The sequence below is a fragment of the Lentzea sp. NPDC020367 genome (genome assembly GCF_044387305.1).
In the GTDB taxonomy this organism is placed as follows: domain Bacteria; phylum Actinomycetota; class Actinomycetes; order Mycobacteriales; family Pseudonocardiaceae; genus Lentzea.
Genome location: NZ_JBIRVV010000015.1, coordinates 111943 through 135415 on the forward strand (window position 1 = coordinate 111943; position 23473 = coordinate 135415).

Annotated in this window: 24 protein-coding genes; 14 read left to right on the forward strand and 10 right to left on the reverse strand. The window is 67.4% G+C overall.

Going from position 1 to position 23473, the window contains the following annotated elements:
* The first annotated feature begins 35 nt into the window (after positions 1-35).
* From ACH413_RS40140 to ACH413_RS40180, 9 genes are all read left to right on the forward strand, one after another.
* Complete coding sequence (locus tag ACH413_RS40140) at positions 36-635, forward strand: DUF4232 domain-containing protein (protein WP_360046886.1); 600 nt, start codon at positions 36-38, stop codon at positions 633-635.
* Positions 636-1112 (forward strand): hypothetical protein, encoded by a 477-nt coding sequence (locus ACH413_RS40145; protein WP_360046885.1) that lies wholly within the window; start codon positions 636-638, stop codon positions 1110-1112.
* Positions 1113-1128: 16 nt separating this feature from the next.
* Positions 1129-1560: a hypothetical protein gene (locus tag ACH413_RS40150; protein WP_360046884.1), complete on the forward strand. Its 432-nt coding sequence runs from the start codon at positions 1129-1131 to the stop codon at positions 1558-1560.
* 239 nt (positions 1561-1799) lie between these two features.
* A complete protein-coding gene (locus ACH413_RS40155) occupies positions 1800-2060 on the forward strand; it encodes a hypothetical protein (protein WP_030481403.1) in 261 nt (86 codons plus the stop codon).
* Entirely contained in the window at positions 2060-2311 is a 252-nt protein-coding gene (locus ACH413_RS40160) for a hypothetical protein (RefSeq protein WP_030481404.1), read from the forward strand. The genes ACH413_RS40155 and ACH413_RS40160 overlap by 1 nt, the downstream gene beginning before the upstream one ends.
* Positions 2311-5130, forward strand: a complete 2820-nt coding sequence (locus ACH413_RS40165) for an FtsK/SpoIIIE domain-containing protein (protein WP_360046883.1) — start codon at positions 2311-2313, stop codon at positions 5128-5130. The genes ACH413_RS40160 and ACH413_RS40165 overlap by 1 nt, the downstream gene beginning before the upstream one ends.
* Complete coding sequence (locus ACH413_RS40170) at positions 5127-5567, forward strand: hypothetical protein (RefSeq protein WP_093605397.1); 441 nt, start codon at positions 5127-5129, stop codon at positions 5565-5567. Before ACH413_RS40165 ends, ACH413_RS40170 begins: the two co-directional genes overlap by 4 nt.
* A 306-nt stretch (positions 5568-5873) precedes the next feature.
* A complete protein-coding gene (locus ACH413_RS40175; protein ID WP_360046882.1) occupies positions 5874-6281 on the forward strand; it encodes a GNAT family N-acetyltransferase in 408 nt (135 codons plus the stop codon).
* 83 nt (positions 6282-6364) lie between these two features.
* Entirely contained in the window at positions 6365-7378 is a 1014-nt protein-coding gene (locus ACH413_RS40180; protein WP_360046881.1) for an NADP-dependent oxidoreductase, read from the forward strand.
* Positions 7379-7772: 394 nt separating this feature from the next.
* On the opposite strand, the gene ACH413_RS40185 is transcribed toward ACH413_RS40180, so the two are convergent.
* On the reverse strand, positions 7773-9335 hold the full coding sequence (locus tag ACH413_RS40185) for an FAD-binding oxidoreductase (protein WP_360049266.1): 1563 nt from the start codon (positions 9333-9335) through the stop codon (positions 7773-7775).
* Here ACH413_RS40185 and ACH413_RS40190 point away from each other — a divergent pair.
* Both ACH413_RS40190 and ACH413_RS40195 read left to right on the forward strand, forming a co-directional pair.
* Positions 9334-9909, forward strand: coding sequence for a TetR/AcrR family transcriptional regulator (locus ACH413_RS40190; RefSeq protein WP_360049264.1), 576 nt, complete (start codon positions 9334-9336; stop codon positions 9907-9909). The two genes, ACH413_RS40185 and ACH413_RS40190, sit on opposite strands and share 2 nt — an antisense overlap.
* The gene (locus ACH413_RS40195) at positions 9906-11291 is read left to right on the forward strand and encodes a glycerol-3-phosphate dehydrogenase/oxidase (RefSeq protein ID WP_360049262.1); all 1386 of its coding nucleotides are present in this window, start codon (positions 9906-9908) and stop codon (positions 11289-11291) included. Before ACH413_RS40190 ends, ACH413_RS40195 begins: the two co-directional genes overlap by 4 nt.
* A gap of 62 nt (positions 11292-11353) precedes the next feature.
* Here the strand turns inward: ACH413_RS40195 and ACH413_RS40200 are convergent, their stop codons facing one another.
* From ACH413_RS40200 to ACH413_RS40210, 3 genes are read right to left on the reverse strand one after another with little or no spacing between them, the layout of a single operon-like run.
* Positions 11354-13045: a hypothetical protein gene (locus ACH413_RS40200; protein ID WP_360049261.1), complete on the reverse strand. Its 1692-nt coding sequence runs from the start codon at positions 13043-13045 to the stop codon at positions 11354-11356.
* Entirely contained in the window at positions 13042-13350 is a 309-nt protein-coding gene (locus ACH413_RS40205) for a hypothetical protein (protein ID WP_360049259.1), read from the reverse strand. The genes ACH413_RS40200 and ACH413_RS40205 overlap by 4 nt, the downstream gene beginning before the upstream one ends.
* Before the next feature lie 19 nt (positions 13351-13369).
* A complete protein-coding gene (locus ACH413_RS40210; RefSeq protein ID WP_360049257.1) occupies positions 13370-13822 on the reverse strand; it encodes a YbaB/EbfC family nucleoid-associated protein in 453 nt (150 codons plus the stop codon).
* A 129-nt stretch (positions 13823-13951) separates the two neighbouring features.
* Here ACH413_RS40210 and ACH413_RS40215 point away from each other — a divergent pair, with 129 nt between their 5' ends.
* Both ACH413_RS40215 and ACH413_RS40220 read left to right on the forward strand, forming a co-directional pair.
* A complete protein-coding gene (locus tag ACH413_RS40215; protein WP_360049255.1) occupies positions 13952-14860 on the forward strand; it encodes an ATP-binding cassette domain-containing protein in 909 nt (302 codons plus the stop codon).
* Positions 14857-16038 carry an ABC transporter permease gene (locus ACH413_RS40220; RefSeq protein WP_360049253.1) on the forward strand — a complete coding sequence of 394 codons (1182 nt, stop codon included), beginning with the start codon at positions 14857-14859 and terminating at the stop codon, positions 16036-16038. The genes ACH413_RS40215 and ACH413_RS40220 overlap by 4 nt, the downstream gene beginning before the upstream one ends.
* Here the strand turns inward: ACH413_RS40220 and ACH413_RS40225 are convergent.
* The 5 genes from ACH413_RS40225 to ACH413_RS40245 form a co-directional block, all read right to left on the reverse strand.
* A complete protein-coding gene (locus ACH413_RS40225; RefSeq protein ID WP_360049252.1) occupies positions 16028-17272 on the reverse strand; it encodes a deoxyribodipyrimidine photo-lyase in 1245 nt (414 codons plus the stop codon). The genes ACH413_RS40220 and ACH413_RS40225 overlap by 11 nt on opposite strands.
* A 44-nt stretch (positions 17273-17316) precedes the next feature.
* On the reverse strand, positions 17317-17655 hold the full coding sequence (locus ACH413_RS40230) for a hypothetical protein (protein ID WP_360049250.1): 339 nt from the start codon (positions 17653-17655) through the stop codon (positions 17317-17319).
* Between the two features lie 81 nt (positions 17656-17736).
* Entirely contained in the window at positions 17737-19050 is a 1314-nt protein-coding gene (locus ACH413_RS40235; protein ID WP_191303710.1) for a citrate synthase, read from the reverse strand.
* 225 nt (positions 19051-19275) lie between these two features.
* Positions 19276-20208, reverse strand: a complete 933-nt coding sequence (locus ACH413_RS40240) for a carbohydrate kinase (protein WP_360049248.1) — start codon at positions 20206-20208, stop codon at positions 19276-19278.
* 5 nt (positions 20209-20213) lie between these two features.
* The gene (locus ACH413_RS40245) at positions 20214-20804 is read right to left on the reverse strand and encodes a TetR/AcrR family transcriptional regulator (RefSeq protein WP_360049246.1); all 591 of its coding nucleotides are present in this window, start codon (positions 20802-20804) and stop codon (positions 20214-20216) included.
* Positions 20805-20886: 82 nt separating this feature from the next.
* On the opposite strand from ACH413_RS40245, the gene ACH413_RS40250 reads away from it, so the two are divergent.
* Positions 20887-22026 carry an acyl-CoA dehydrogenase family protein gene (locus tag ACH413_RS40250; protein WP_360049244.1) on the forward strand — a complete coding sequence of 380 codons (1140 nt, stop codon included), beginning with the start codon at positions 20887-20889 and terminating at the stop codon, positions 22024-22026.
* Here the strand turns inward: ACH413_RS40250 and ACH413_RS40255 are convergent.
* Positions 22023-23234, reverse strand: coding sequence for an amidohydrolase (locus ACH413_RS40255; RefSeq protein ID WP_360049242.1), 1212 nt, complete (start codon positions 23232-23234; stop codon positions 22023-22025). The genes ACH413_RS40250 and ACH413_RS40255 overlap by 4 nt on opposite strands.
* Positions 23235-23473: the final 239 nt, after the last annotated feature.

The following is a 23473-nucleotide window of genomic DNA, read 5'->3' on the forward strand; positions in this document are numbered from 1 at the left end:
TTTGGGCACATCCTTCGGTGGTAGGAGGTGCACCCATGACTCGTCGTCTGATCGCTTGCGGACTGGTGCTCACCGCGTTTGCCGCCGTAACGGCTTGTGGGACGAGAACCCCGGACAACGCCTCGCAAACGCTGCCGACGTCCACGTCGCCGTCGTCGTCGCCGGCACCCGCTTCGTCCACCGCCCCGGCCGGCAACTCGGGTGCGGCCGCTCCCGCCGTGAAGCGCTGCGACTCGGCCGCGCTCAAGGGCGAGGTCGCCCCCACGGACGCCGGCGCGGGCAACAGGTACGGCAAGTTCGTCGTCACGAACTCCGGCACGATCCCGTGCACGCTCAACGGCTACAGCGGTTTCCAGCTGGAGAACGCCTCCGGAGCGGTGCCGACCAAGCTGGAGCGCAAGGCGGATCCGGGTCCGGCGGCGATGACGCTCGCACCGGGCGGCAAGGCCTCGGCGAACCTGCACTGGGGCGTCGTGCCGTCGGGCAACGAGCCCGTCGAGGGCCCGTGCCAGCCCGAGGCGTCGAAGGCAGCGGCCATTCCGCCGGACGAGACGGCGCCGCTGACCGTGCCGTGGACCCTTGGCCCCGTCTGTTCGGGTGGCCGGATCGAGATCAGCGCGTTCTACGCTTCGTAAATGCACGCACCTGGATGGCTCGCCGTGCTTCCGCACGGCGAGCGCATCGCCCGTTCACTGCGCACAGCCGGTGTTCCGGTCGCGGTGAGCGAGGACATCGAGGCGGTGGTGAAAGCCGCCGATCGACCGGTCGTCCTCATTGGACACTTCACCGGCGCACCCGCCGCGGTTCGTTATGCCCAAACGCATTCCGGGATCGCCGCGCTCGTCCTGGTGACTCCGGTGCTCGGTATCTGGGACGGCGCGTCCAACGGGCTGGCCGACCTCATGGACGAGGTCAGCTTCGGCCCGGCGCTGGGCGACCTGCCGACGTTGTGGCTGCACGGGTCGGACGACGAGATCGTGCCGATCTCGGACACCCGCGCGGGCACCGACCGGATCCGCGGGACCGCGTTCGAGGAGCAGGTCGTGGACGGGCTGCTGACCGACGGCGAGGCCGTCACTCGGGTGCTGGAGTTCACGCGGAGGGTCATCTGACACCATTTCGGGTGTCATGGACGAAGACGACCTCGTGCTGGTGATCACCGTGGTGGTCGAAGCAGCGAACGAGCAACAGGCGCGTGCCGCGTGCGACGCGCTCATCAGCCGTGCGGGTGCCCAGATCGTGGACGCCCGTGACTGCTCGGACGAAGAGCCGGGCTGCTGGGCCGTCGTCATCACAAGACCGAGCACGGAGAAGGCCACCCACAACGTGGCCGCGGCGCTGGCACGGGCCGTGCGCACCTTCGTGCGCGGGCTGGGTGAGGACTTCCCGCTGCCTCGGGTGGCCTGCGAGCCGCCGACGGCGTGGACCGTGCTGGACGAGCCGGAGCAGATCAACCAACTGGTGCCGGGCGCCGAGCGCGTCATGGTCGAGGTGTGGGCGGGAGATGACCCGTTCGGGGCAGGCACTCCGCGTGACAAGTCACCCAGCAAACCGTCTTGATTCACCCGGCCGGTCGGCTGCTGAGCACGACAGGCTGTAGGCGGCATTGTGAGTGTCACAACACGCGTGGGCAAGGGGCCAGCGGCGCGCTCAACTGATCATTAAAGCAAGGCCCGTTCGAGTGGATTCAGGCATCCACCCGGTTAGCCGATCTTCGCTCTCAACTGTGAAAATCTGGGCACAATCTCTACTAAGGGTGGTCGTCAGACCACCTTGTTCCGGAGGGTTCGGGAGCCGACATGGCCAGCATCGAAGAGGTCCGTGCCGCAATTGCCCAGGCGATCGACAAGGCGGCTCAAAGCCAGTCCGCCCTCCAACAGGCGGCTGAGCTCGCCGAGGACGCGCAGCAACTGCTGACATCGGTCACGCAGGGCTCCGTGCAGGCGGACGTCGAGACGACGAACGCCCAGTTCGCCCAGGTCGTGTCCGGCGTGAGCGAGCTGCAGAACTACCTCGGCGCCGGCATTTCCGGGGCCGAGGGCATCAACAGCAGGCTTTGATGGCGTCCATCGGCGAGGTTCGCGCCGCGCTGGAGCAGGCGAGCGAGATCCTGCGCGAGTCGTACCGCAACGTGCGATCAGCGCAGGAGGGCCTCGACGAGGCGGTCGCGATCCTCGCCGAGTCGAGCGAGAACCACCACGAGTCGTTGCTTCCAGTCGAGTTCGTGCGCGCAAAGGAAAGATTCCCTGATCAGCTGGAGCTGATGGTGGGAACCCTAGAGCGCATCCAACGACTCACCGTGGAGCTGTGATGAGCAGGCGGGACGACCGGCGACAGAGGATCGAGGACGCCTTCGGGGAGTTCCAGCGCGCTGTTTCGGCCGCGCTGGGCTCCGTGGCGCGCGAACACCGGGCGCTCGCCACCGAACACGCCAAGGACATGTTCGAGTTCACTGTCCGCGGCATGGGCGTCGACAAGGCGTTGCACGACGTCGCCCTGAAGGACGTGACCTCGTTCCTCACGGTCGACGAGAAGCGCGCGAAGAACCCGCGTCAGGCGCCGCTCTCGATGGCTCAGTTCGCCGAACGCCTCGACCAGATCAGGTACGACTGGCAGCAGTCGTTCCACGAGTGGACGAGTTCCGGTCCCGAGCAGCTGACCGAGCTGGTGAACTCGGTCGCCGCCGGTCCCGCGTCGTGGCCGCACGAGTCGTGGCTCGGCCACCCCGGCACGCACGACGGCAGCGAGGGCGTGCCGGAGCTGTGGCGGATCGGCACCGGCGTGGTGACGTCGGCGCCGGAGTCCAGGCCGTTCCCCGTCGCGGTGCCGCTGCTGGACCAGGCACACCTGCACATCTCGTCCACTCCGGACACTCGCCAGCTCGCGGACACGCTGGTGGAGACCCTGTTGCTGCGGGTGCTGTCGCACTTCCAGCCGGGGCTCGTGCACGTGCACGTGTGGGACGTCGGCCAGCTGACCGGCTCGTTGCCGGGGCTCTACCCGCTGACCCGCGCGAACCTGCTGACGGTGCACGACCCGGCGCGGCTGCACGAGCTGCTCGACGAGCTGTCCGAGCACATCCGCCAGGTGCACACCAAGGTTCTCGTCGACGGCCATCTGACCGTTCGTGCGGTCAGCGGTGAGGGCAGGCGCACCGAGCCGTGGCGGATCGCCGTGCTGTTCGGCAACCGCAAGGCGTTGAAGGAAGACCAGCAACAACAGCTGCAACGCGTGGCGCGCAACGGTTTGGCGTGCGGCGTGCAGCTGTTCATCGTGGACATTCCGATCACGATCAACTCGCCGGTCGAGACGGTCGCACTGCGCAGCGGCGGTTCCGCCACGTGCACGATGACCGGCAAGGACGTGGCGGTGACGCTGGATCCCGCGCTGCCGCGCACCCTCGTGCCGCGCGCCTGTGCCGCCATCGCGGAGAAGCGCGAGGAACGGCGTTCGCGCATGGGCAAGTTCGAAGATCTGCTGCCCGACCGGCCGTGGACCGAGAACTCGTCGGCCGGAGTCATTGCGCCCGTTGGCTTCGACGACGGCGAACAGGTCTGCGTGCAGCTCGGTGACACTTCGCCGCACGCGTTGATCGGCGGGCCTTCGGGTTCGGGCAAGACGAACTTCCTCTACGCGATGCTCGGTTCGTTGTGCGCGCGCTATTCGCCGAACGAGCTCGAGTTGTACCTGCTGGACTTCAAGGAAGGCGTGTCGTTCGCGCAGTTCGCGCCGGGCCGCAAGGATCCGTCGTGGCTGCCGCACGCGCGCCTGGTCGGCGTGAACGTCAACACCGACCGCGAGTTCGGCGTGGCACTGCTGCGGTACCTGTCCGACGAGATGCGCCGGCGCGCGGACGCGGCCAAGCAGCACGAGGTCACCAAGCTGCAGGACCTGCGCGCGGAGGACCCGTCCGGCCGCTGGCCGCGGATCGTCGCGGTGATCGACGAGTTCCAGTACCTGTTCGGCGAACGAGACCAGGTCACCGCCGCCGCGACGCAACTGCTGGAGGACGTGGCGCGCCGCGGCCGCTCGCAGGGCATCCACCTCGTGCTGTCGTCGCAGGACGTCTCGGGCATCGAGGGTTTCTGGGGCAAGTCGGCGATCTTCGAGCAGTTCACCGTCCGCATCGCGCTGCCCAAGGCCCGCCGCGTGCTGGCCGAGCCGCAGAACGACGCCGCCGTCGAACTCCCGCGCTGGCACGCGGTGATCAACCACGAGTCGGGTGTCAAGCCCGGCAACGAGATCTGCCGCATCCCGGACTCGACGGCCAAGAACACCATGGACTCCCTGCAGACCGAGTTGTGGCGGCGCGCACCGGGCCAGGCGCCCAGCCTGTTCGACGGCAGCAAGATCCCGCTGATCGACGCGACGCAGGACTTCCTCAGCCTGCGACCGGGCGAGGCATCGCCTACCGTTCTTCTCGGGCAGGTGATCGACGTCGCGGGCAGCGCGGCACGGGTGCGGTTCGCCCGCACGCCGGGCCGCAACATCGCGGTGATCGGTTCCGTGGTCCAGGACGCGGCCGCTGTCCTCGGCGGAGCGGCCGCGTCCCTGGGCAGGCAGCACCGGCCGCACGAGGCGGTCTTCACGCTGGCCTGCCTGGTCGAGGAGGCGATGCCCTCCGCGTTGCATCTGGCGAAGCGCCTGAACGCGGACGGGCATGATGCAGAGGTGATCGGCATCAACCGCGTCCGCGAACTGCTGGACGAGACGGCGGCCCGCCTGCAGTCGATCAACACGGGCGAGACCGACGCCCCGCTGAAGCCGCACTACCTGGTGCTGTACGGCGTGGACGCCGCGCAGACGTTGCTGGAGCAGAAGAACCCGACCACCAGGATGTCCGGCGTGGACAGTCTGCGGACGGTCCTCAAGCACGGCCCGGAGAACCGCACGCACGTGCTGGGCTGGTGGCGCGGCGTGCAGAGGCTGAAGGCGAGCCTCCCACCCGGCGTCTACGACGACATCGGCGCCTGGGTGGCGTTCGACGTCCAGGGCAAGGAACTGCTGTCGCTCGGACCGGAGCAGGTGATGGCGTGGTCGCCGAGACCACGCCGAGGCCTGTTCTTCGACCGGTTCGAGCACTCGCGACCGCAAGTGATCATCCCGTTCGACACTGGAGAAGCGTCATGAACCCGATGATGACGATGTTCGACCCGGTCCCGTCGCAGCGTCAGAGCGAGGAGGTGATCGAGGTGCCGACGATCTCCGCGGTTGAGCGCTACAAGGAGATCATCGCCATCGCCACGGACGCGGCCGCCCGCCAGCGCAAGCTGGACGAGGTGCGGTGTGCCGAGCTCGCCGCGCGGCTCGCGTCGACCCAGCACGAGATCGCCGAGGTGCGCGATCGCGAGCGGGTCGTGCGGATGGGCGCCGCCCTGCACTGGGAGGCGGCCGTGGAGCAGCTCTGGAACGAGCGCTGGCTCCAGATGGTCACACCTCCACAGCCGGACGAGTCCGTCCCCCCACGCCCCCAGGGCGAGTACAACCGAGCGATGGACCTCGCCTACCAGGCACTGGAGGACTCGCTCGCGAAGCGAACCTTGCTGCGCCGCAAGCAGAAGGACTGAGTGCGCCGGTTACGCACCACCGCCGACGTGCAGGACGCCAGCGACGACCCGATGGTCCGCTGGGCAGCCCAGGCACTGTCGTGCGGCGGTGCGGCCTGGGAACACGGCGGCGCGGTAGCCGTGCACGCACCAGCCCTGACAAGACGCCGCCGGCTGGTCTTAACAGGCCCAGCCGAAGGCGTGGCCTCCCTGCTAGCAGCCCACGGCAGAGGCGTAGACCTACGCCCACTGCTAGAACGCAAACTGGCAGAAGAAGTAGAACCTCTAATGCCCACCCCGTGGGTAGAGGACAAGCCCTTCGGCTGGATGGACCGCACAGGCAGCCTCGACCTCCCCACCGACGCCACCTGGCTGAGCACCACAACCGACGTGGCCCCGCTACTACGCGAGGCAAACCCGGACTCCTGGGCCTGGCCAGGAGAAAAAGGCGTCCACCGCTGGGCAGGCGTGCACATCGACAACCAACTGGTGGCCACAGCAGCCGAAGCCTGGTCGTCCACAGACGTCGGCTTCATGATGGGCGTAGCAGTCCACCCAAACCACACAGGCCAGGGCCTGGGCCACCGCGTCTGCCAGTTCGTGACGTCAGCACTACTAGCGCTCTACGGCACATGCGCCCTCTTCGTGGAGAACCACAACACCGCAGCCATCGCCCTGTACCGCAAGCTCGGCTACGCCTACCGAGACGTCACGACACTTCTCCCTGCGGTCTAGGTCACATTCCGGAACAGTCGACACCGACAGTCGGTTGAAACGGATAACTGATCCGAAACGCAATGGATGGAGATGGTCCGACCATGACCAGCACCGCACTCGAAGTAAGGCTCGCGTCCCGCCCGAAGGGCTGGCCGACCGAGGACAACTTCGAGATCGCCGAGGTCGAGATCCCGACCCCGGGCGAAGGCCAGATCCTGGTCCGCAACGTGGTCATGAGCGTCGACCCGTACATGCGAGGCCGCATGAACGACGTCAAGTCCTACGTCCCCCCGTTCCAGGTGGGCGCCCCACTGGAAGGCGGCGCAGTCGGCGAGATCGTCGCAGTCGGCGAAGGCGTCGAATCCCTGAAGCCGGGTGACAACGTCCTCCACGGCCTCGGCTGGCGCGACTACGCCCTCGTAGACGCAAAGCACGTCGTGAAGGTGGACGGCTCAGTGGCCCCGCTCTCCACCTACCTCGGCGTCCTGGGCATGCCCGGCCTCACGGCCTACGCAGGCCTCCTGGCAACCGCAGAGTTCAAGGAAGGCGACGCAGTCTTCGTCTCCGGCGCAGCAGGCGCCGTGGGCCAAATCGTCGGCCAAATCGCCCGCCTCAAGGGCGCCAGCCGAGTCATCGGCTCCGCAGGCTCGGCCGACAAGGTCAAGTACCTCACCGAAGAACTGGGCTTCGACGCCGCCTTCAACTACAAGGAGGGCCCGGTAGCCGAACAGCTGGCCGCAGCGGCCCCGAACGGCATCGACGTCTACTTCGACAACGTGGGCGGCGAACACCTCGAAGCAGCCATCAACTCCCTGAACCTCAACGGCCGAATCACCATGTGCGGCGCCATCTCGCAGTACAACGACTCGGAAAAGCCCACGGGCCCGAGCAACATGATCCAGATCCTGGCAAAGCGCCTGACCCTCCGAGGCATGCTGGTGGGCGACCACAAGGCCCTGCAGCAGCAGTTCATCTCAGAGGTAGCAGCCTGGATCGCCTCAGGCGAACTGAAGTACTCCGAAACGGTGATCGAGGGCGGCGCAGCCCAGGCCCCAGCAGCCTTCCTGGGAATGCTGCGAGGCGAGAACACGGGCAAGATGCTCGTCCAGTTCTAACCAGCCCCCAGCACCCACCCACCCACCCACCCACCCGCGAAGCCGAAGGCGAGCCGTCCTTACCAAGCGCCCAGGGCGGTGGGGTCCCGTCACGAGTCGCGCCATAGCTCTTGCTGCATGCAAGAAGGGTTGTCAAACGGACACGCTTTTCGTCCGTTTGACAACCCTTCTTGCATGTGGCCCGCTCTTGGCTCGGCTCGTGACGGGACCCCACCGCCAACGCAACTCTCTAACCAACCGGCGGCCGCCCAACGCAACAGGCGTGCCATCAACCCGCGAGTGGCGCGGACCCCCCGATCAGATTGCCGGGGGTCTGGGGGCAGAGCCCCCAGGGGAAGCACGCAACGCGAGCAGGCCGCCCGCAAGCCGGGGAACGCCACGAAACCGGCGCGATCTAAATCAACTTCCCAGGATTCAAAATCCCAGTCGGATCAAGCCGCTCCTTAACAGCCCGCAACACATCAACCCCAACAACCCCGATCTCCTTCTCCAACCAGGGAAGGTGATCCCGCCCAACAGCATGATGATGGGTGATGGTCCCAAGCCGAGAAATCGCATCCGAGGCAGCAATCTTGGCCTTCCCCCACTGCCCAACAGGATCAGCAACATCCCGAGGCACCAAAACAGTGAAGTACAACGATGCCCCAGTCTCGTAAGCATGCGAAACGTGGCACATAACCACAGGATCCCCAAGCTCACCAACCAACGCACCCCGCACAGCATCCCGAAGCTCAGAAACCCGAGACCAACGAGTAGCAGTCTCCAACGTCTCAACACAAACGCCGGCATCCAACAACGCATCCCGCTGCCGAGGCCCGTTAAATCGCCCATGCAGCCAAGAAGCCCCCATAGCCCGCCCAAGCCGAACAACCTTGTGCCCACGCAACGCACTCAGCGTCGCAGCCCGAGACCGCCCCTCCCACCCAAGGATCACCAGACAAGGCTGCCGAACCCCACGAACCCGCAAGTACTTCCGAACCAGATCGGCCTTGGCTCCAGCCAACGCCAGCGCAACCTCAGTCTCGTCCACATCGGACAGCCGGGTCACATCAGCCAATGCCCCAGCCTGAGCCAGGGCCCGCACGAGCGAAACCCCAGCCTCCCACCCGTCAACCACAAACCCCTCATACCGAGGCGAGGAAGGTCGAGGCCGAACCCGCACAGAAACCTCAGTAATAACCCCAAACAGCCCTTCACTACCAAGCACGAGCTGCTTCAAATCCGGACCGGCAGCAGAAGCGGGAGCGGCCCCAGCAACCCACTCCCCCACAGGAGTAGCCACCCGAACCGACTCGACCATGTCCTCAAACCGCCCATACCCGGACGAGGCCTGCCCAGCAGACCGAGTAGCAGCAAACCCACCAACAGTCGCCCGCTCGAACGACTGCGGCACATGCCCGAGCGTGAACCCGTGCTCCCCCAGCAACCTCTCGGCATCAGGCCCGGTAACCCCGGCCTGCAACACGGCCACCCGAGAAACCGGATCAACAGACACGAGAGACCCGAGCCCGGCAAGGTCCAACGCCACCACAGCGGACTTGCCCCCGCGCAAAGCCTCAACCCCGCCAACAACAGAAGTGCCCCCACCAAACGGCACCACAGCAACGTCGTACTCAACGCAAACCTGCAACACCTCGGCAACCTCCTCCGGCGAGGAAGGCTGCACAACAGCGTCAGGCACGGCCAGTTCCCCATGCCCACGACGACGCAACAAGTCCAGGTACGAGAGCCCGCCGGCCCGCCCCAGCCGATCCGAGTCCTCCACGGAGACCGTGCACACAGCCTCCAACGCCGTAAAGGCGTCCTCGCTCAACTCGGACGGAGGCACCGACACGGCCACCTCCGGCAACGGCTCCCCCAGCCCAACGCGCTGACTGAGCCAAGCCAGCGCGTGCGGCGGCAACGGCACGGTTTCGGAGGTCCATCGAGCCCTGGTCACTGCTACAGTGTTACACATGACGTCTCAACGTCACACCCACGACGCTCTGCTGGACGCCACCCGTGAGTGTGTTCTGGAGGTGGGGGTGCGCCGCACGACCCTCACCGACGTGGCGAAACGGGCCAACGTCAGCCGCATGACGCTCTACCGCCGCTACCCGGACGTGGACCACCTCGTGCGGGCCCTGATGACGCGTGAGTTCGCCGCGCTCCTCGAACAGGTGGAACGGGCCAGCGGGCAGGGCAACGCCCGTCAGCAGCTCGTTCAGAGGGCCGTGGACGCCATCCGGCTGCTCGAGGCCAACCCGCTCATGCAACGCGTCCTGCAACTCGACGCGGACCTGATGCTGCCCTACCTCACCGACCGGCTCGGCAGCACGCAGCGGCTGGTCGAGCAGTTCCTCGTCGCGCAGATCGAGGCCGGGCACATCGACGGGTCGATCCGGTTCGGCGACGCCAAGACGCAGGCGCGCGTGGTGCTGATGAGCACGCAGTCGATGGTGCTCTCCACCAGGCCGGTGACGTCCGGGCTCGACTTCGGCTCGTTGCTCGACGAGCTCGCCAAGCAGCTGGACGGAGCTCTGAAGCCGTGAACACGTCTCTGAACGCGGACAGGCGCCAACGAGATCTCGAGGCCGCTCAACAAGAAGTCGCCGACGTGCTCGTGATCGGCGGCGGCGTCACGGGCACGGGGGTCGCGCTGGACGCGGCCTCCCGAGGTCTCAGGGTCACCCTGCTGGAGGCGCACGACCTGGCGTTCGGGACGTCCCGGTGGTCCAGCAAGCTCGTCCACGGCGGCCTGCGCTACCTCGCGAAGGGCGACGTGCGGCTCGCCCACGAGAGCGCCGTCGAGCGCGGCATCCTGATGACCAGGACGGCACCGCACCTCACCCGCACGCTGCCGATGCTGTTCCCCTTGCACGCCAACGCGGGCCACTTCGTCATGTCGGGCTTCCGCGCCGGCAACGCGCTGCGCATCGCCGCCCGCACCCCGGCGGACGTGCTGCCGGCACCTCGCCGAGTGCCGAAACACGAAGCCCTGGCGCTGGTTCCCGGTCTGGACTCGGCGAAACTCACCGGCGGACTCCTGAGCTACGACGGCCAGCTCGTCGACGACGCCCGGCTCGTGGTCGCACTGGCCAGAACAGCCGCCGGCCACGGCGCGAGGATCATCACCCGCGCGAAGGTCGTGACGCTGCAAGGCGACGGCGCAGAAGCACAAGACACGCTGACCGGCACCACGTTCACCATCAAGGCCAAAGCGGTGATCAACGCGACGGGCGTCTGGGCCGGCACGCTCGCCCCGGTGCACCTGCGTCCGTCCCGCGGCTCCCACCTGGTGATCGACGCACGGGCCGCCGGCATCACCGGCACGGCGCTGACGATCCCGGTCCCAGGAGAGCACAACCGCTTCGCGTTCGTGCTGCCCCAGGCGAACGGCCGCGCGTACCTCGGCCTCACCGACGTGCCGGTGGACGACATCCCGGACGTGCCGGCGGTTCCCGAGTCCGATGTGGACTTCCTGCTCGCGACCGCTTCCCACGTCCTGCAACGAAATCTCACCAGGGACGACGTCATCGGCAGCTACGCGGGCCTGCGCCCGTTGCTCCAGGCGGAAGGCCAGACCGCGGACCTGTCCCGGCACCACGCCGTGCTCAGGGCGCCGAACGGCGTGATCACGATCGTCGGCGGCAAGCTCACCACCTACCGCAGGATGGCGGCGGACGCGGTGAACGCGACGGGCCTGACGCAGATCCCCTGCCGCACCAAGGACATCCGCCTGGTCGACGACAGGCCGGCGCCGACCACCCCGATCGCGCCCGGTGTCACCGAGGCCGACGTCGTCCACGCGATCCAGCACGAGGGCGCGCTGGACGCCGACGACGTCCTGGACCGGCGCACGCGCATCGGCCTGGTGCCGAAGGACCGCGAGAAGGCCGCGCCGGAGATCGCGAAACTCCTGGCCAACGCATGAAAACGGGGCGTCCGCGAGGGACGCCCCGTTCAGCGCAGGAACTCAGTGCGAGGAGTGCGAGGTCACTCGCCGATGACCGGCTTCGCGGCCTTCGGCGGATCGACCAGAGCCTCTCCCTCGATCCGGACCTTCCGCTTGTGCTCGTTGCTGCCACCCTGCTGACCGGCACCGCCGGCCATCGGGGCGCCACCCATCATGCCGCCCGCGCCGGCGCCACCGGCACCGCGAGGGGCGCCACCAGCGGCGGCCGCAGGAGCGGCGGGAGCGTTGCCGCTGCCGGCCGCCATGACACCCGCCGCGCCACCGAACTGCGTGGCCGAGGTCCCACCGGCGCCACCGCCACCGGCCGGGCCACCGCCGAAGCCGGCGGGCATGCCGCCACCTCCGCCGCCGCCCATGCCCTTGGGGACACCGCCACCGCCGCCACCCCCGCCGCCACCCGCGGCCGCGGTCGCGGCGTGGTCGGTGGTCGTGGGCCGGTACCAGTCGGCGTTCGTCGACGTGGTCGGCGTGGCGCCGAACGTCGGAGGCTTGGTCGTGGCGTTGCCACCGGCCGTCGTGGTCGTGCCGGGCTCCCAGTGACCAGGAACCCAGCGACCCGTTCCGGTGCCGGTGCCCGCACCCGTGCCGGCACCAGAGCCGGTACCGGGCCCGGGCAGGTACTGGCCACCGCTACCGGCGCCACCACCCGCGCCGCCGCCCTGGCCGCCAGGAGGCGTGTAGACGGGGGTCACGGCAGGACCGGCGCCCACGCCGGGTCCCTGGCCGTACGGGCCCTGGTAGCCACCAGTGTTGCCGCTGCCCGCGTAGGCCGGCCGGGTGTTGCCCAGGCCGTCGGCGACGTTGGGCCCGCCACCCGCGTAGCCGGCGTTCGAGCCGCTGGTGAACGTGCCACCCGCACCGCTGGACGCACGGCTCTGGTCGCCGGCGCGGATGCCGTCGAACCCGCCGGAGGTCTGCCGGACGGGAGCGCCGCCGCCACCGCCCTTGCCCTGGTTCGCCATCGTGGAGATCGCGTCGATGATCGACTCGGCGGCCTTCGCGATCTGCGAGACCGACTGGATCAGCTTCATCAGCTTCTGCACGGAGCCGACGAGCTTCTGCAGGAAGTCGGAGAGCTTCTTCGCGTAGTTGACCGCGGTCGTGACGATGTCCGCGATCGCGCCCGCGATGGCGGCGCCGAAGGTCAGGAACGAGGCGGCCAGCCACTGGATGATCTTCATGACCATGTCCGAGACGGCCTGGCTGATCAGGTCCATGATCATCTTGCGGACGGTGCCGACCAGCTCGCCTGCGCCCTTGACAGCGCCCGCGATGCCGTCGACCGACTTCGCGAGGGTCTCCAGGCCGGTCGCGTGCCGCTTGGCGGCGGCGCGGTAGCCGTCGGCCGCCTTGCCCTGCCACTCGCGGGTCTGCGAGACGCAGATCTTCTGGTACTCGGTCCCGATGTCCTTGACCTGCTTGCCCGCGCTCTTGAACGACTCGGACATCTTGGCGATGGACTCGGGGCTGCCGAGCAGGACGTCGAACGGCTCGCGCAGGAAGTCGACGTGCTGGATGGCCCAGCTGAAGCCCGCGGCGAGGAAGCCGCTGAGGGGGTTCGAGCCGTTGCCGACCATGCTCATGGCCGCGTTCGCGATGCCCAGGCCACCGCTGACCCAGTCGCCGCTCTCGATGGACTTGTAGGCGTTCGAGACGTTGTTGAACAGCTGCGCGGTGTCACCGCTGCCGGACTGCGTCGCTGGGGCGTTCATCCCCGGCCTCCCTGGAAGCCGAACATGTTGTCGAGGTCGACCTGCTCGTACTGCTCAACGGTCTTCTTGAGCCCGTTGCCCATGTCCATGAGCGAGTTCGCGGCCTTGCCGAGCATGTCCTGCGACAGGCCGGCCTCCTGGAGGACCTTCGACGCCAGGAACCCGAGGAAGACGCCGAAGGCCTCAGTCGTGAGAGCACCCGGATCGCACGTCTCGGTGGCCTTGCGCATCCGTTCCATGAGCCGGTCCACGCTGGCGGCGTGGGTTCTCAGCTCGTCGAGGTCGATGTTGAAGTGCTGCTGCATGCCTAACCCCCTCCTGCACTCAGGCCATGACGTCGGGTGGGTTGGTGAAGTACTCGTCGTCCGGCCGGACGTCCTTGCGCTCCAACTCCGACTTCGGTTCTTCCTCGTCGGTTCCGTCGCCCTTGTATCCGTTCGGCATCTGCGCCTTCACGAACTCGAGAGCGGGGCTGTCGCCGACGAAGTCCGTCATGATCTGCACGACACGCCCGGAGGCGTCACGCTGGGCCTTGGCGGAGGCTGTGAGCACGGCTGAGGCGATCTCGCTGGGGTCCATGCCGCGGGCTTCCGGCTTGATCTGGAGATCGGTCAGCACGCCTGTGGCGTTAACTGTCACCGTGATCAGGCCGTCTGGCGAGCTGGCGCTGCCACCCACACCACCGAGCTGGTCGCGGGCCTGTTCGGCGTGCTGCTTGGCCTGCTCGATCTTGGAGCCGTACTGCTTGAGCCACTGATCCGGGTCAATGGGCTGCATGGTCACCCCCGTTGAGTGAATTGGTCGTTCGTTCGATTCGCCGTAGACGCCCGTATCGTTTCACTCGTTCCCTGCTCACCGATACTTTCAGTCCGATTACCGCCATCCGGGCTAACGAAGGGGTTCACCGTGCCTGAGGGAGTGCTGGAGATCGACGCGGTCTCCAAGCGCTACGGGGAGGTCGTCGCCCTGCGGGACATGTCTTTCGACGTGCGCGCCGGCGAGCTCTTCGGATTCGTCGGTAGCAACGGCGCCGGGAAGACCACGACCATGCGCATCGCGCTGGGCGTGCTCTCGGCCGACTCCGGCGAGGTGCGGTGGAACGGCAGAACCGTCGACCTCGACACCCGGCGCCGGATCGGCTACATGCCGGAGGAGCGCGGCCTCTACCCGCGGATGAAGGTGCTCGACCAGCTCGTCTACCTGGCCGAACTGCACGGCATGAGCACCAACGAGGCGCACACGAGCGCGGAGAACTGGATCGCGCGCCTCGGGCTGCGTGACCGCCGCACGGACGAGGTGCAGCGCCTGAGCCTCGGCAACCAGCAGCGCGTCCAGCTGGCCGCCGCGCTGGTGCACGAGCCGGACGTGCTGGTGCTCGACGAGCCGTTCTCCGGCCTCGACCCGGTGGCGGTGGACGTGATGAGCCAGGTGCTGCGCGAGAAGGCGTCCGCCGGGGTGCCCGTGGTGTTCTCGAGCCACCAGCTCGATCTGGTGGAACGCCTGTGCGACCGGGTCGGCATCGTCAGCGCCGGTTCGATGGTCGCGATCGGAACGGTGGACGAACTCCGGTCGGGTGGCACGTCTCGACTGGTCGTGGAGTCGCCAACGACCGTCTGGACTGCCAGTCTGGACGGTGTGCGGGTGATCGAGAAGAACGGGACGCGCTGCGTGCTCGAACTCGCCGACGGCGTGGACGACCAGGCGGTGCTGCACGCGGCACTCGCGGCGGGTCCCGTGCACGAGTTCTCCCGGCAGCGCCCGTCGCTGACCGAGCTGTTCCGCAACGTGGTGACCACCGAGGGCAGGAGCGCATGACGTCGGCCCGAGCTGTTTCGTTGGTGGCCAAGCGCGAGTTCGTCACGAAGGTGCGCACCAGGTCGTTCCTGATCGGCACCGCGGTGATCATCGCCGTGCTCGCCGGGTACGTGGTGCTGCAGTCGGTCCTGTTCGACGACCAGCAGCGCAGCGTCGTCGGGCTTTCCGGGCAGGCGACGCAGCTCGCGGATCCGTTGCGGGAGAAGGCGAGAGCGTTCGGCATCGACCTGGAGACCCGTGACGTCACGACGGCGGGCAACCCCGAGCAGGAGGTCCGCGACGGCGGGCTGGACGCCCTGGTGACCGGTGCGCCGCCGGAGCTGAAGATGATCGTCAAGGGTTCCGGCGACGAGATCCTGACGACGGCGCTGAACGACGTGCTGCGGCAGCAGGTGCTGATCGCGCAGCTCGCCGAGTCGGGCACTACCCCGCAGGAGGTCGCGCAGAGCCTCGCGAACGTCAAGGTGGACGTCACCGCGCTGGAACCCGTTGACCCGCAACGAGGTCAACGCCTCGCGATCGGGTTGATCGTGGCCGCGCTGCTGTACTACTCGCTGCTGGTCTACGGCACGATGGTCGCGCAGGGTGTCGTCGAGGAGAAGTCGAGCCGGGTCGTGGAGATCCTGCTCGCGACCGTACGGCCGTGGCAGTTGTTGCTGGGCAAGGTGATCGGGCTCGGCGCGGTCGGCCTGCTGCAACTGCTGGTGATCTCCACGGTCGGTCTGGGACTCTCCTCCGCCTTCGACGTCGTGGACGTCGGCGCACTGGGCGGTGCGGCCCTGCTGACCGGCGTGCTCTGGTACCTGCTCGGATTCTTCTTGTACGCCACCGTGTTCGCGGCCGCCGCGTCGCTGGTGTCGCGGCAGGAGGAGCTCCAGTCGGTGCTGACGCCGATCAGCATGACGATCATCGTGGCGTTCGTGGCCGGCATCAACCTGATGATCGGCAGCCCGTCCGGTCCCACCGTGACGGTGCTGTCGCTGCTGCCGCCGTTCGCCCCGATCCTGATGCCGGGGCGGATGGCGCTGGGCGTCGCCCCGGCGTGGCAGGTGGTGCTCTCGGTCGTGCTGGCGCTGCTCGCCATCGCGGCGATCACGTGGCTGGGCGGGAAGGTCTACGCGAACGCCGTGCTGCGGACCGGCGCTCGCGTCAAGCTCCGCGAGGCGCTCAGGCTTTGATGGCCTGGTAGCGGTCGAGCGCCACCTGGCGTTCGACCGCGTGGTCGACGATCGGCGTGAGGCTCGGCGAGTCCGGCGCGTACCTGCGCACGTAGGCGCCGTCCGGGTCGAACTTCTTGGCCTGGGTCATGGGGTTGAAGACGCGGAAGTACGGCGAGGCGTCCGTGCCGCTGCCGGCGACCCACTGCCAGTTGTGCTGGTTCGAGGCGATGTCGCCGTCGATCAGGTGCTCCATGAAGTGCCGCGCGCCCCACCACCACGGCAGGTGCAGGTCCTTGACCAGGAAGCTCGCGACGATCATGCGCACCCGGTTGTGCATGAAGCCCTCTTGGAGCAGCTGCCGCATGCCGGCGTCGACGATCGGGAAGCCGGTGCGGCCTTCTTTCCAGGCCTCGAACAGCTCCAGGTCGTCGTCGTGCTCCATGCGGTCGAACCTGCGGTCGTAGTTCTCCCGCGCGGTCTCCGGCTTGTGCCACAGCACGTCGGCGTAGAACTCGCGCCAGGCGAGCTCTGAACGATACGTTCCGTCACAGTCCTGGAGGAGTGTCCGCGGGTGCAGCACACCCCACCTCAGGAACGCCGACATCCTGCTGGTCGCGTCCATGTCGGGGCGGTCGCGGGTGGTGTCGTAGTCCTCCAGCCGTTCGTCGCGGAACTCCTCCCAGAGCTTCATCGCGTCCGGCAGTTTCTCCTCGATCCGGGGAAGTGCGTTGCTGTGACTCGGTTCGATCCAGTCCAGAGTGGACGCGTCGGTGTCCGCGGGCTTGCGCCAGCCGTGGTCGAGCCAGGCGTTGCGGAACGGCGTGAAGACCTTGAACGGCGTGCCGTCCTGCTTGCGCACCCGCCCCGGCGCGACGGCGTAGGGCGAGCCGGAACGGACGAGTTCGATGTCCCCCAACGCTTCCTCGACGGCTTCATCGCGTTTGCGGCCGTACGGCGCGTAGTCCGCGGAGATGTGGACGCTCTCCGCGCCGATTTCCTTCGCGATGCGCGGAACGGTCTTCACCGGATCACCGTGCACGACCATCAACCGGCCGCCCAGCTCATCGTTCAACGCGTGCAAACAGCGGTGCAGGAAATCGATTCGCGGCTGCCCCGACGGTTTCAGCAGCCTGTCGTCGAGAACGAACAACGCCAGTGCGCGAGGTGATCTTTCCACTGCGGCGAGAATGGCTGGATGATCGGATGTCCGCAAATCGCGGCGGAACCAGACGAGCGACGGCGAAGAACTCACGTCTCGACGCTAAAGGCCCACGAGCAGGTCTGCACAACGGGCGCTCAGGCGACCTCGGCCACGAGTTCGAGCGTGACCAGCCGCACCATGTGCAGGAGCCGGCCCCAGTAGTGGGCCGCGTAGGGCCGGTAGTACCCGGACCGCGGATCAGCGAACACCGGGACCACTTTGCGCAGCTCATCGAGGCAGAGCGGCGCCATCCACCGGGCGTGTTCGTTGAGGTCGTCACCGTTCTCCAACCAGCTGGAGACACAGCCCGCGGCGTGCACGTCGACCAGGATCAGCTCCACGCCCGCGATCTCCAGGCCGCGCTGCCCGTTCGGGTACGGCATCTTCCGGTGCTGCTCGTACAACCGCGCCACCTCGGCACGCACGTCCGTCACGCACCACCCCCAGGACAAGCGAAAGGCGCGCCACCCCAGCGGGTGACGCGCCTTCAGCCTACGAGAAGTACTAGCCCGTGATCAGCGGTTTTCCATCGCGATGAAGTCGCGCTCCGTCGGGCCGGTGTAGATCTGCCGCGGGCGGCCGATCTTGGTGGCCGGGTCGTTGATCATCTCGCGCCAGTGCGCGATCCAGCCGGGGAGCCGGCCGAGCGCGAACAGCACGGTGAAGAACTTGGTCGGGAAGCCCATCGCCCGGTAGATCAGACCCGTGTAGAAGTCCACGTTCGGGTAGAGCTTGCGGGAGATGAAGTAGTCGTCGCTCAGTGCGGCTTCTTCCAGCTGCTTCGCGATGTCGAGCAGCTGGTCGTCGGCGCCGAGCTTGCCGAGGATCTCGTCGGCCGTCTTCTTGATGATCGCGGCGCGCGGGTCGTAGTTCTTGTAGACCCGGTGGCCGAAGCCCATCAGGCGGACGCCGTCCTCCTTGTTCTTCACCTTGTTGACGAACGACTGCACGTCGCCGCCGTCGTTCTTGATCTTCTCCAGCATCTCCAGCACCGCGCTGTTCGCACCGCCGTGCAGCGGGCCGAACAGGGCGTTGATGCCCGCGGAGATGGACGCGAAGAGGTTCGCCTCGGAGGAGCCGACCAGGCGCACGGTCGACGTGGAGCAGTTCTGCTCGTGGTCGGCGTGCAGGATGAAGAGCAGGTCGAGGGCGCGGACCAGGTCCGGGTCGAGGTCGTAGGCCTCTGCCGGGAACCCGAAGGTCATCCGCAGGAAGTTCTCCACCAGGCCAAGCGAGTTGTCCGGGTAGAGGAACGGCTGGCCGACCGACTTCTTGTACGCGTAGGCCGCGATGGTCGGCAGCTTGGCGAGAAGGCGGATCGTGGAGATCTCCACCTGGTTCGCGTCGAACGGCGACAGCGAGTCCTGGTAGAAGGTCGACAGCGCGGAGACCGCGGACGACAGCACCGGCATCGGGTGCGCGTCGCGCGGGAAGCCGTCGAAGAAGCGCTTGAGGTCCTCGTGCAGCAGCGTGTGCCTGCTGATCTTGGAGGAGAAGTCCTCGAGCTGCGCGGCGGTCGGAAGCTCGCCGTAGATCAGGAGGTAGGAAACCTCTGCGAAGTTCGAGCGCGCGGCCAACTGCTCGATCGGATACCCGCGGTAACGCAGAATTCCGGCGTCACCGTCGATGTAGGTGATCTCGGAGGAGCAGGAGGCCGTGTTGACGAAACCGGTGTCCAGGGTTACCAGACCGGTGGTCGACAGCAGCTTGCCGAGTTCGATGCCGGACGCGCCTTCGGACGCCGGCACCACCTTCATCTCGAGCTCTCCGCCCTCATGGCGCAGCGCGACGGTCTGTGGGTCGGTCGGCGCAGTCGTCGCGTCGGGCATTCAAGTCCCTCTCAACGCTCGGACGGGGTGGCGGCAGGCCACGCTGGGCCTGCCGTCGTCTCGGACCACCCCGTTGGGATCTGAGTCTTCAAGTTCACTCACGCTAGTCGGCGGAAGGCCCGCCTCGCAGCAGCGGTGTGAACCGATTCTGAGAGATGGGACAGGCATCACATCCGTAATGCCAGTTTCCAGCGCGGCTACCCCACGGTAGTCCGATCCTCCGTTTTATCCACCCAACGCGGCGGTGAGTTCGCTCGCAAAGGGCGGCTCGGCGCCCGCACGGGAACATGTGATCGCGGCGGCCGCACCGGCATACGTCAATGCGGCAGTCCATTCATCCGTGGAGAGCCCGCGGATCTTCTCCGCACTCAACGCATCGTGGTCGTTCAGCCACGCGAGCAGGGCGCCTTGCACTGTGTCGCCCGCCCCGATCGTGTCGACCACATCCACCTTCACGGGTGGCACGTCGACCTGTCCGGTGGCGGTGATCACTGACAGACCTTCGCCACCTTTCGTCAGAACGACGGCGGCGGGTCCCTGTGAAATCCACGTCCTTGCGATCTCGATCACGTCGCCGTCCTCGGCGAGCCACCGCGCGTCCTCGACGGACGCCTTCAGCAGCCCGACGTCCGGCAGCCACGACCGGAACCGCGCGCGGTAGGCGCCCGGATCGTGGATCAGGCCCGCCCGGATGTTGGGGTCGAGCGCCGTGAGCAAGCGCTTGCTCTCGCGCCGCAGCACCGTCTCGTAGACCGAGGCGCCGGGCTCCAGCACCAACGACAACGTGCCGAACGACACGGCCTTCGTCTCGGCGGGGAGCGGACCGGGGTCCTCGACGAGCCGGTCGGCGGTGCCGTCGACGTAGAACGAGTAGCGCGCGGACCCGTCGTCAGCGAGCCCGACCACGGCGAGCGTGGTGTTCTCCTGTCCACGTTGGACCAGAGAGGTCTCCACCTTCGACGCGTGCAGCCGTTTGATCAGCTGCTCGCCGAAGTGGTCGGTCGAGACGCGCGACAGGAAGCCCGTCGGCACGTCGAGCCTGCCGAGCGCGACGGCCACGTTGTACGGTCCGCCACCCAGCTTGGGCGCGAGCGGCGTGAGCTCCTCGTCCCCCACCGGCACCATGTCGACCAGGGCCTCACCAGCAACCACGATCACGCGCTCTACTCCTTCTGGGAAGCACCACTCCGCTGGAGCCCATCCAACAACAGTTCGCCCAGTGCGGTGAACGCCTCCGCGTCCGAAACGCCTGCCCGTTTCGTGAGGACACCCGTCTGGATGCTCTCGATGAGCAGCCCGGCCATCTCGGCGAACAACGTGGCGTGCACCTCGCGGAACACGTGCCGCTCGACCCCGTCCTGGATGAACGCCTTGATGCGCTCGGCCGCGGCGCGCGCGTTGCGTTCGTACGTGGCACGCGTGGGCGGGAAGTCGGACACGTCCGCGATGAACGCCGCCGAGGCCTTGCTCAGCTCCTCGGCCGCGCCCGCGAGGTAGCAGCCGATGCGTTTGCGCACGTCGTTGAGGCCCGCGATGCGCTTCTCGATGCGCTCGGCGGCGCCTTTGAAGTACCGGCCGACCACCCGCACGGCCAGCTGTTCCTTGCTGCCGGCGAGCGCGTACAGCGTCGACTTCGAGCAGTGCAGGCGGGCGGCGATGTCATCCAGCGTGAGATGACCGAAGCCCTCGGTGAGGAACAACGCCTCCAACCGGGTGAGCAGCTCGGCCTGCCGCTGCGTGAGAGCCCGCGTCATGTGACGACCCTGCCACATTCGCTGGCCGCTGTACTGCACAACGTCCTAGAGTACAGCTACCAGTACACACCGGAGGTCGACGATGCCCGCCGAGCGGTTGCTCCCCACGCAAGAGGCCGAGGACCTGATCGCGCTGGTCAGGGAGATCGCGCGGGACGAACTGAAGCCCCACGCGGCGGACGCGGAGGAGAACGAGAAGTTCCCCCGCGACGCGTTCCGCCTGCTGGGCAGGTCCGGTCTGCTCGGCCTGCCGTACCCCGAGGAGTTCGGCGGCGGCGAGCAGCCCTACGAGGTCTACCTGCAGGCGCTCGAAGAGGTCGCCTCCGCGTGGATGACGGTCGCCGTGGGCCTCTCCGTGCACGTGATGTCCTGCTACGGCCTGGCCACCTTCGGCACCAAAGAACAGCAGGACCGCTGGCTCCCCGAGATGCTCGAGGGCGAACTGCTGGGCGGCTACGCCCTCTCCGAGGTCCAGGCGGGCTCCGACCCGGCGGCGATGTCGACCAGGGCCGTCCGCAAGGGCAACGAGTACGTCGTGAACGGCACCAAGGCGTGGATCACGCACGCCGGCGCCGCGGACTTCTACACCCTGATGGCCCGCACGTCCCCAGACGCGGGCCGCGGAATCTCCTGCTTCCTCGCCCCAGGCGAGGCCCAGGGCATCACGGCCGCCACCCCGGAACGCAAGATGGGCCTGACCGGCTCCATCACCGCACAACTCCAGTTCGACGACGTGCGCTTCGGCACCGACCGCCTGATCGGCAACGAGGGCGACGGCCTCAAGATCGCACTGTCCGCTTTGGACTCCGGCCGCCTCGGCATCGCGGCCTGCGCGGTGGGCCTGGCCCAGGCCGCCCTCGACGAGGCAGTCGCGTACGCCAAGACCCGAACCCAGTTCGGCCGCCCGATCATCGAGTTCCAGGGCCTGGAGTTCCTGCTGGCGGACATGGCCGCGGCCGTCGAGTCGGCCCGCGCCACCTACATCTCGGCCGCACGCCGCCGCGACCGCGGTCTGCCGTTCCGCCAGCAGGCGTCGATCGCCAAGCTCATCGCCACGGACGCGGCGATGAAGGTGACGACCGACGCCGTGCAGGTGCTCGGCGGCGCGGGCTACACCCGCGACTTCCCGGTAGAGCGCTACATGCGTGAAGCCAAGGTCCTGCAGATCTTCGAAGGCACCAACCAAATCCAGCGCCTGGTAATCGGCAGGGGCCTCCGCTAAACGCTCTCCCGGTAGAAGGGGTCGGCCACGACCCCTTCCCCGGTCCGCTCGTCGAACGTGTAAACCTCACGCCCCTCGACGAACACGTGCAACGCCCGGCTCATCACGTCAAGCGGATCCCCGGACCAGATCACGACATCGCCGTCCAACCCGGGCTTCAACGCCCCGACCCGGTCATCCAGCCCCATGATCCGCGCCGGGTTGGTGGTGATCGACCTCAACGCGACATCGCTGTCCAACCCTTCCTTCACCGCCAAAGTGGCCTGGTGCACCAGGAAGTTGATCGGCACGACGGGATGATCGGTGGTGATCGCCAACTCCACCCCGGCCCGAGCCAGGATCCCGGGATTGCGCAACCCGCGGTGCCGAAGCTCCACTTTGGACCGCGAGGTGAACAGCGGTCCGATGATCACCGGAATCTGCTTGTCGGCAATGATGTCCGCGATCAGATGACCCTCGGTACCGTGGTTGAGGATCAACCGATACCCGAACTCCTCGGACAACCTAATCGCCGTGGCGATGTCGTCGGCCCGATGCGCGTGCTGACACCACGGCAACTCACCACTGAGAACCTTGCCGAGGATCTCCAACGTGGTGTTGCGGTCGAACGCCTTGCCGTCGGCTTCCGCCTCAGCCTTCTTGGCCAGGTAGTCCTGAGCCTTGGTCAACTCGTCACGAATGACCGCCGCAACCCCCTGCCGAGTGGCCGGCAACTTGCCCTTCTCGCCGTAAACCCGCTTCGGGTTCTCCCCAAGCGCACTCTTGACGCTGACCGGCTCCCGAACGAGCATCTCGTCAACGGTCCGCCCCCAACACTTCACCGCGACCGTCTGACCACCGATGGGGTTACCGGAACCAGGCTTGATCACAGCAGTGGTGACACCACCACTGAGCGCGTCACCAAACCCAAGGTCAGCGGGGTTGATGGCATCAAGCGCCCGCATCCGAGCCCCAACGGGGTCGGTCATCTCGTTGGTGTCCTGCCCGGCCCACCCCTGAGCCTCCTCGTGGACGCCAATGTGCCCGTGCGCCTCGACAAAGCCGGGCAACACCCACGCCCCGTCAGCGTCAACGACCTCGACACCATCAGGAATGTCGACGTCAGCACCAACCGCAACGATCTTCCCGTCCTGAATGAGGACAGTGCCGCCCTCGACGGGCTCGCCGTCGACGGGCACGACATAACCCCCGGTGATCGCGATGTTCATGGTTAGCAACGCTAACGGTTACCAAGGCCATCGGCCACCCCACACCGCCCACAGCGAAGCCGAAGGCGAGCCGTCTTTACCAAGCGGGCTGGGCGGTGGGTCCCGTCACGAGTCGCACCACAGCACTTGCTGCATGCGAGAAGGGGTGTCAACTCGACACGCTTTTCGTCGAGTTGACACCCCTTCTCGCATGTGGCCCGCTCTTGGTGCGGCTCGTGACGGGACCCACCGCCAACGCA

What these genes read in the sequence shown, in the direction of transcription:
- ACH413_RS40200 (WP_360049261.1), bottom strand. Translation starts at nt 13,045, where the DNA reads ATGAACGCCCCAGCGACGCAGTCCGGCAGCGGTGACACCGCGCAGCTG.
- ACH413_RS40205 (WP_360049259.1), bottom strand. Translation starts at nt 13,350, where the DNA reads ATGCAGCAGCACTTCAACATCGACCTCGACGAGCTGAGAACCCACGCC.
- ACH413_RS40145 (WP_360046885.1), top strand. Translation starts at nt 636, where the DNA reads ATGCACGCACCTGGATGGCTCGCCGTGCTTCCGCACGGCGAGCGCATC.
- ACH413_RS40185 (WP_360049266.1), bottom strand. Translation starts at nt 9,335, where the DNA reads ATGTGTAACACTGTAGCAGTGACCAGGGCTCGATGGACCTCCGAAACC.
- ACH413_RS40245 (WP_360049246.1), bottom strand. Translation starts at nt 20,804, where the DNA reads ATGACGCGGGCTCTCACGCAGCGGCAGGCCGAGCTGCTCACCCGGTTG.
- ACH413_RS40170 (WP_093605397.1), top strand. Translation starts at nt 5,127, where the DNA reads ATGAACCCGATGATGACGATGTTCGACCCGGTCCCGTCGCAGCGTCAG.
- ACH413_RS40180 (WP_360046881.1), top strand. Translation starts at nt 6,365, where the DNA reads ATGACCAGCACCGCACTCGAAGTAAGGCTCGCGTCCCGCCCGAAGGGC.
- ACH413_RS40235 (WP_191303710.1), bottom strand. Translation starts at nt 19,050, where the DNA reads ATGCCCGACGCGACGACTGCGCCGACCGACCCACAGACCGTCGCGCTG.
- ACH413_RS40155 (WP_030481403.1), top strand. Translation starts at nt 1,800, where the DNA reads ATGGCCAGCATCGAAGAGGTCCGTGCCGCAATTGCCCAGGCGATCGAC.
- ACH413_RS40210 (WP_360049257.1), bottom strand. Translation starts at nt 13,822, where the DNA reads ATGCAGCCCATTGACCCGGATCAGTGGCTCAAGCAGTACGGCTCCAAG.
- ACH413_RS40220 (WP_360049253.1), top strand. Translation starts at nt 14,857, where the DNA reads ATGACGTCGGCCCGAGCTGTTTCGTTGGTGGCCAAGCGCGAGTTCGTC.
- ACH413_RS40165 (WP_360046883.1), top strand. Translation starts at nt 2,311, where the DNA reads ATGAGCAGGCGGGACGACCGGCGACAGAGGATCGAGGACGCCTTCGGG.
- ACH413_RS40250 (WP_360049244.1), top strand. Translation starts at nt 20,887, where the DNA reads ATGCCCGCCGAGCGGTTGCTCCCCACGCAAGAGGCCGAGGACCTGATC.
- ACH413_RS40150 (WP_360046884.1), top strand. Translation starts at nt 1,129, where the DNA reads ATGGACGAAGACGACCTCGTGCTGGTGATCACCGTGGTGGTCGAAGCA.
- ACH413_RS40255 (WP_360049242.1), bottom strand. Translation starts at nt 23,234, where the DNA reads ATGAACATCGCGATCACCGGGGGTTATGTCGTGCCCGTCGACGGCGAG.
- ACH413_RS40140 (WP_360046886.1), top strand. Translation starts at nt 36, where the DNA reads ATGACTCGTCGTCTGATCGCTTGCGGACTGGTGCTCACCGCGTTTGCC.
- ACH413_RS40175 (WP_360046882.1), top strand. Translation starts at nt 5,874, where the DNA reads ATGGACCGCACAGGCAGCCTCGACCTCCCCACCGACGCCACCTGGCTG.
- ACH413_RS40190 (WP_360049264.1), top strand. Translation starts at nt 9,334, where the DNA reads ATGACGTCTCAACGTCACACCCACGACGCTCTGCTGGACGCCACCCGT.
- ACH413_RS40160 (WP_030481404.1), top strand. Translation starts at nt 2,060, where the DNA reads ATGGCGTCCATCGGCGAGGTTCGCGCCGCGCTGGAGCAGGCGAGCGAG.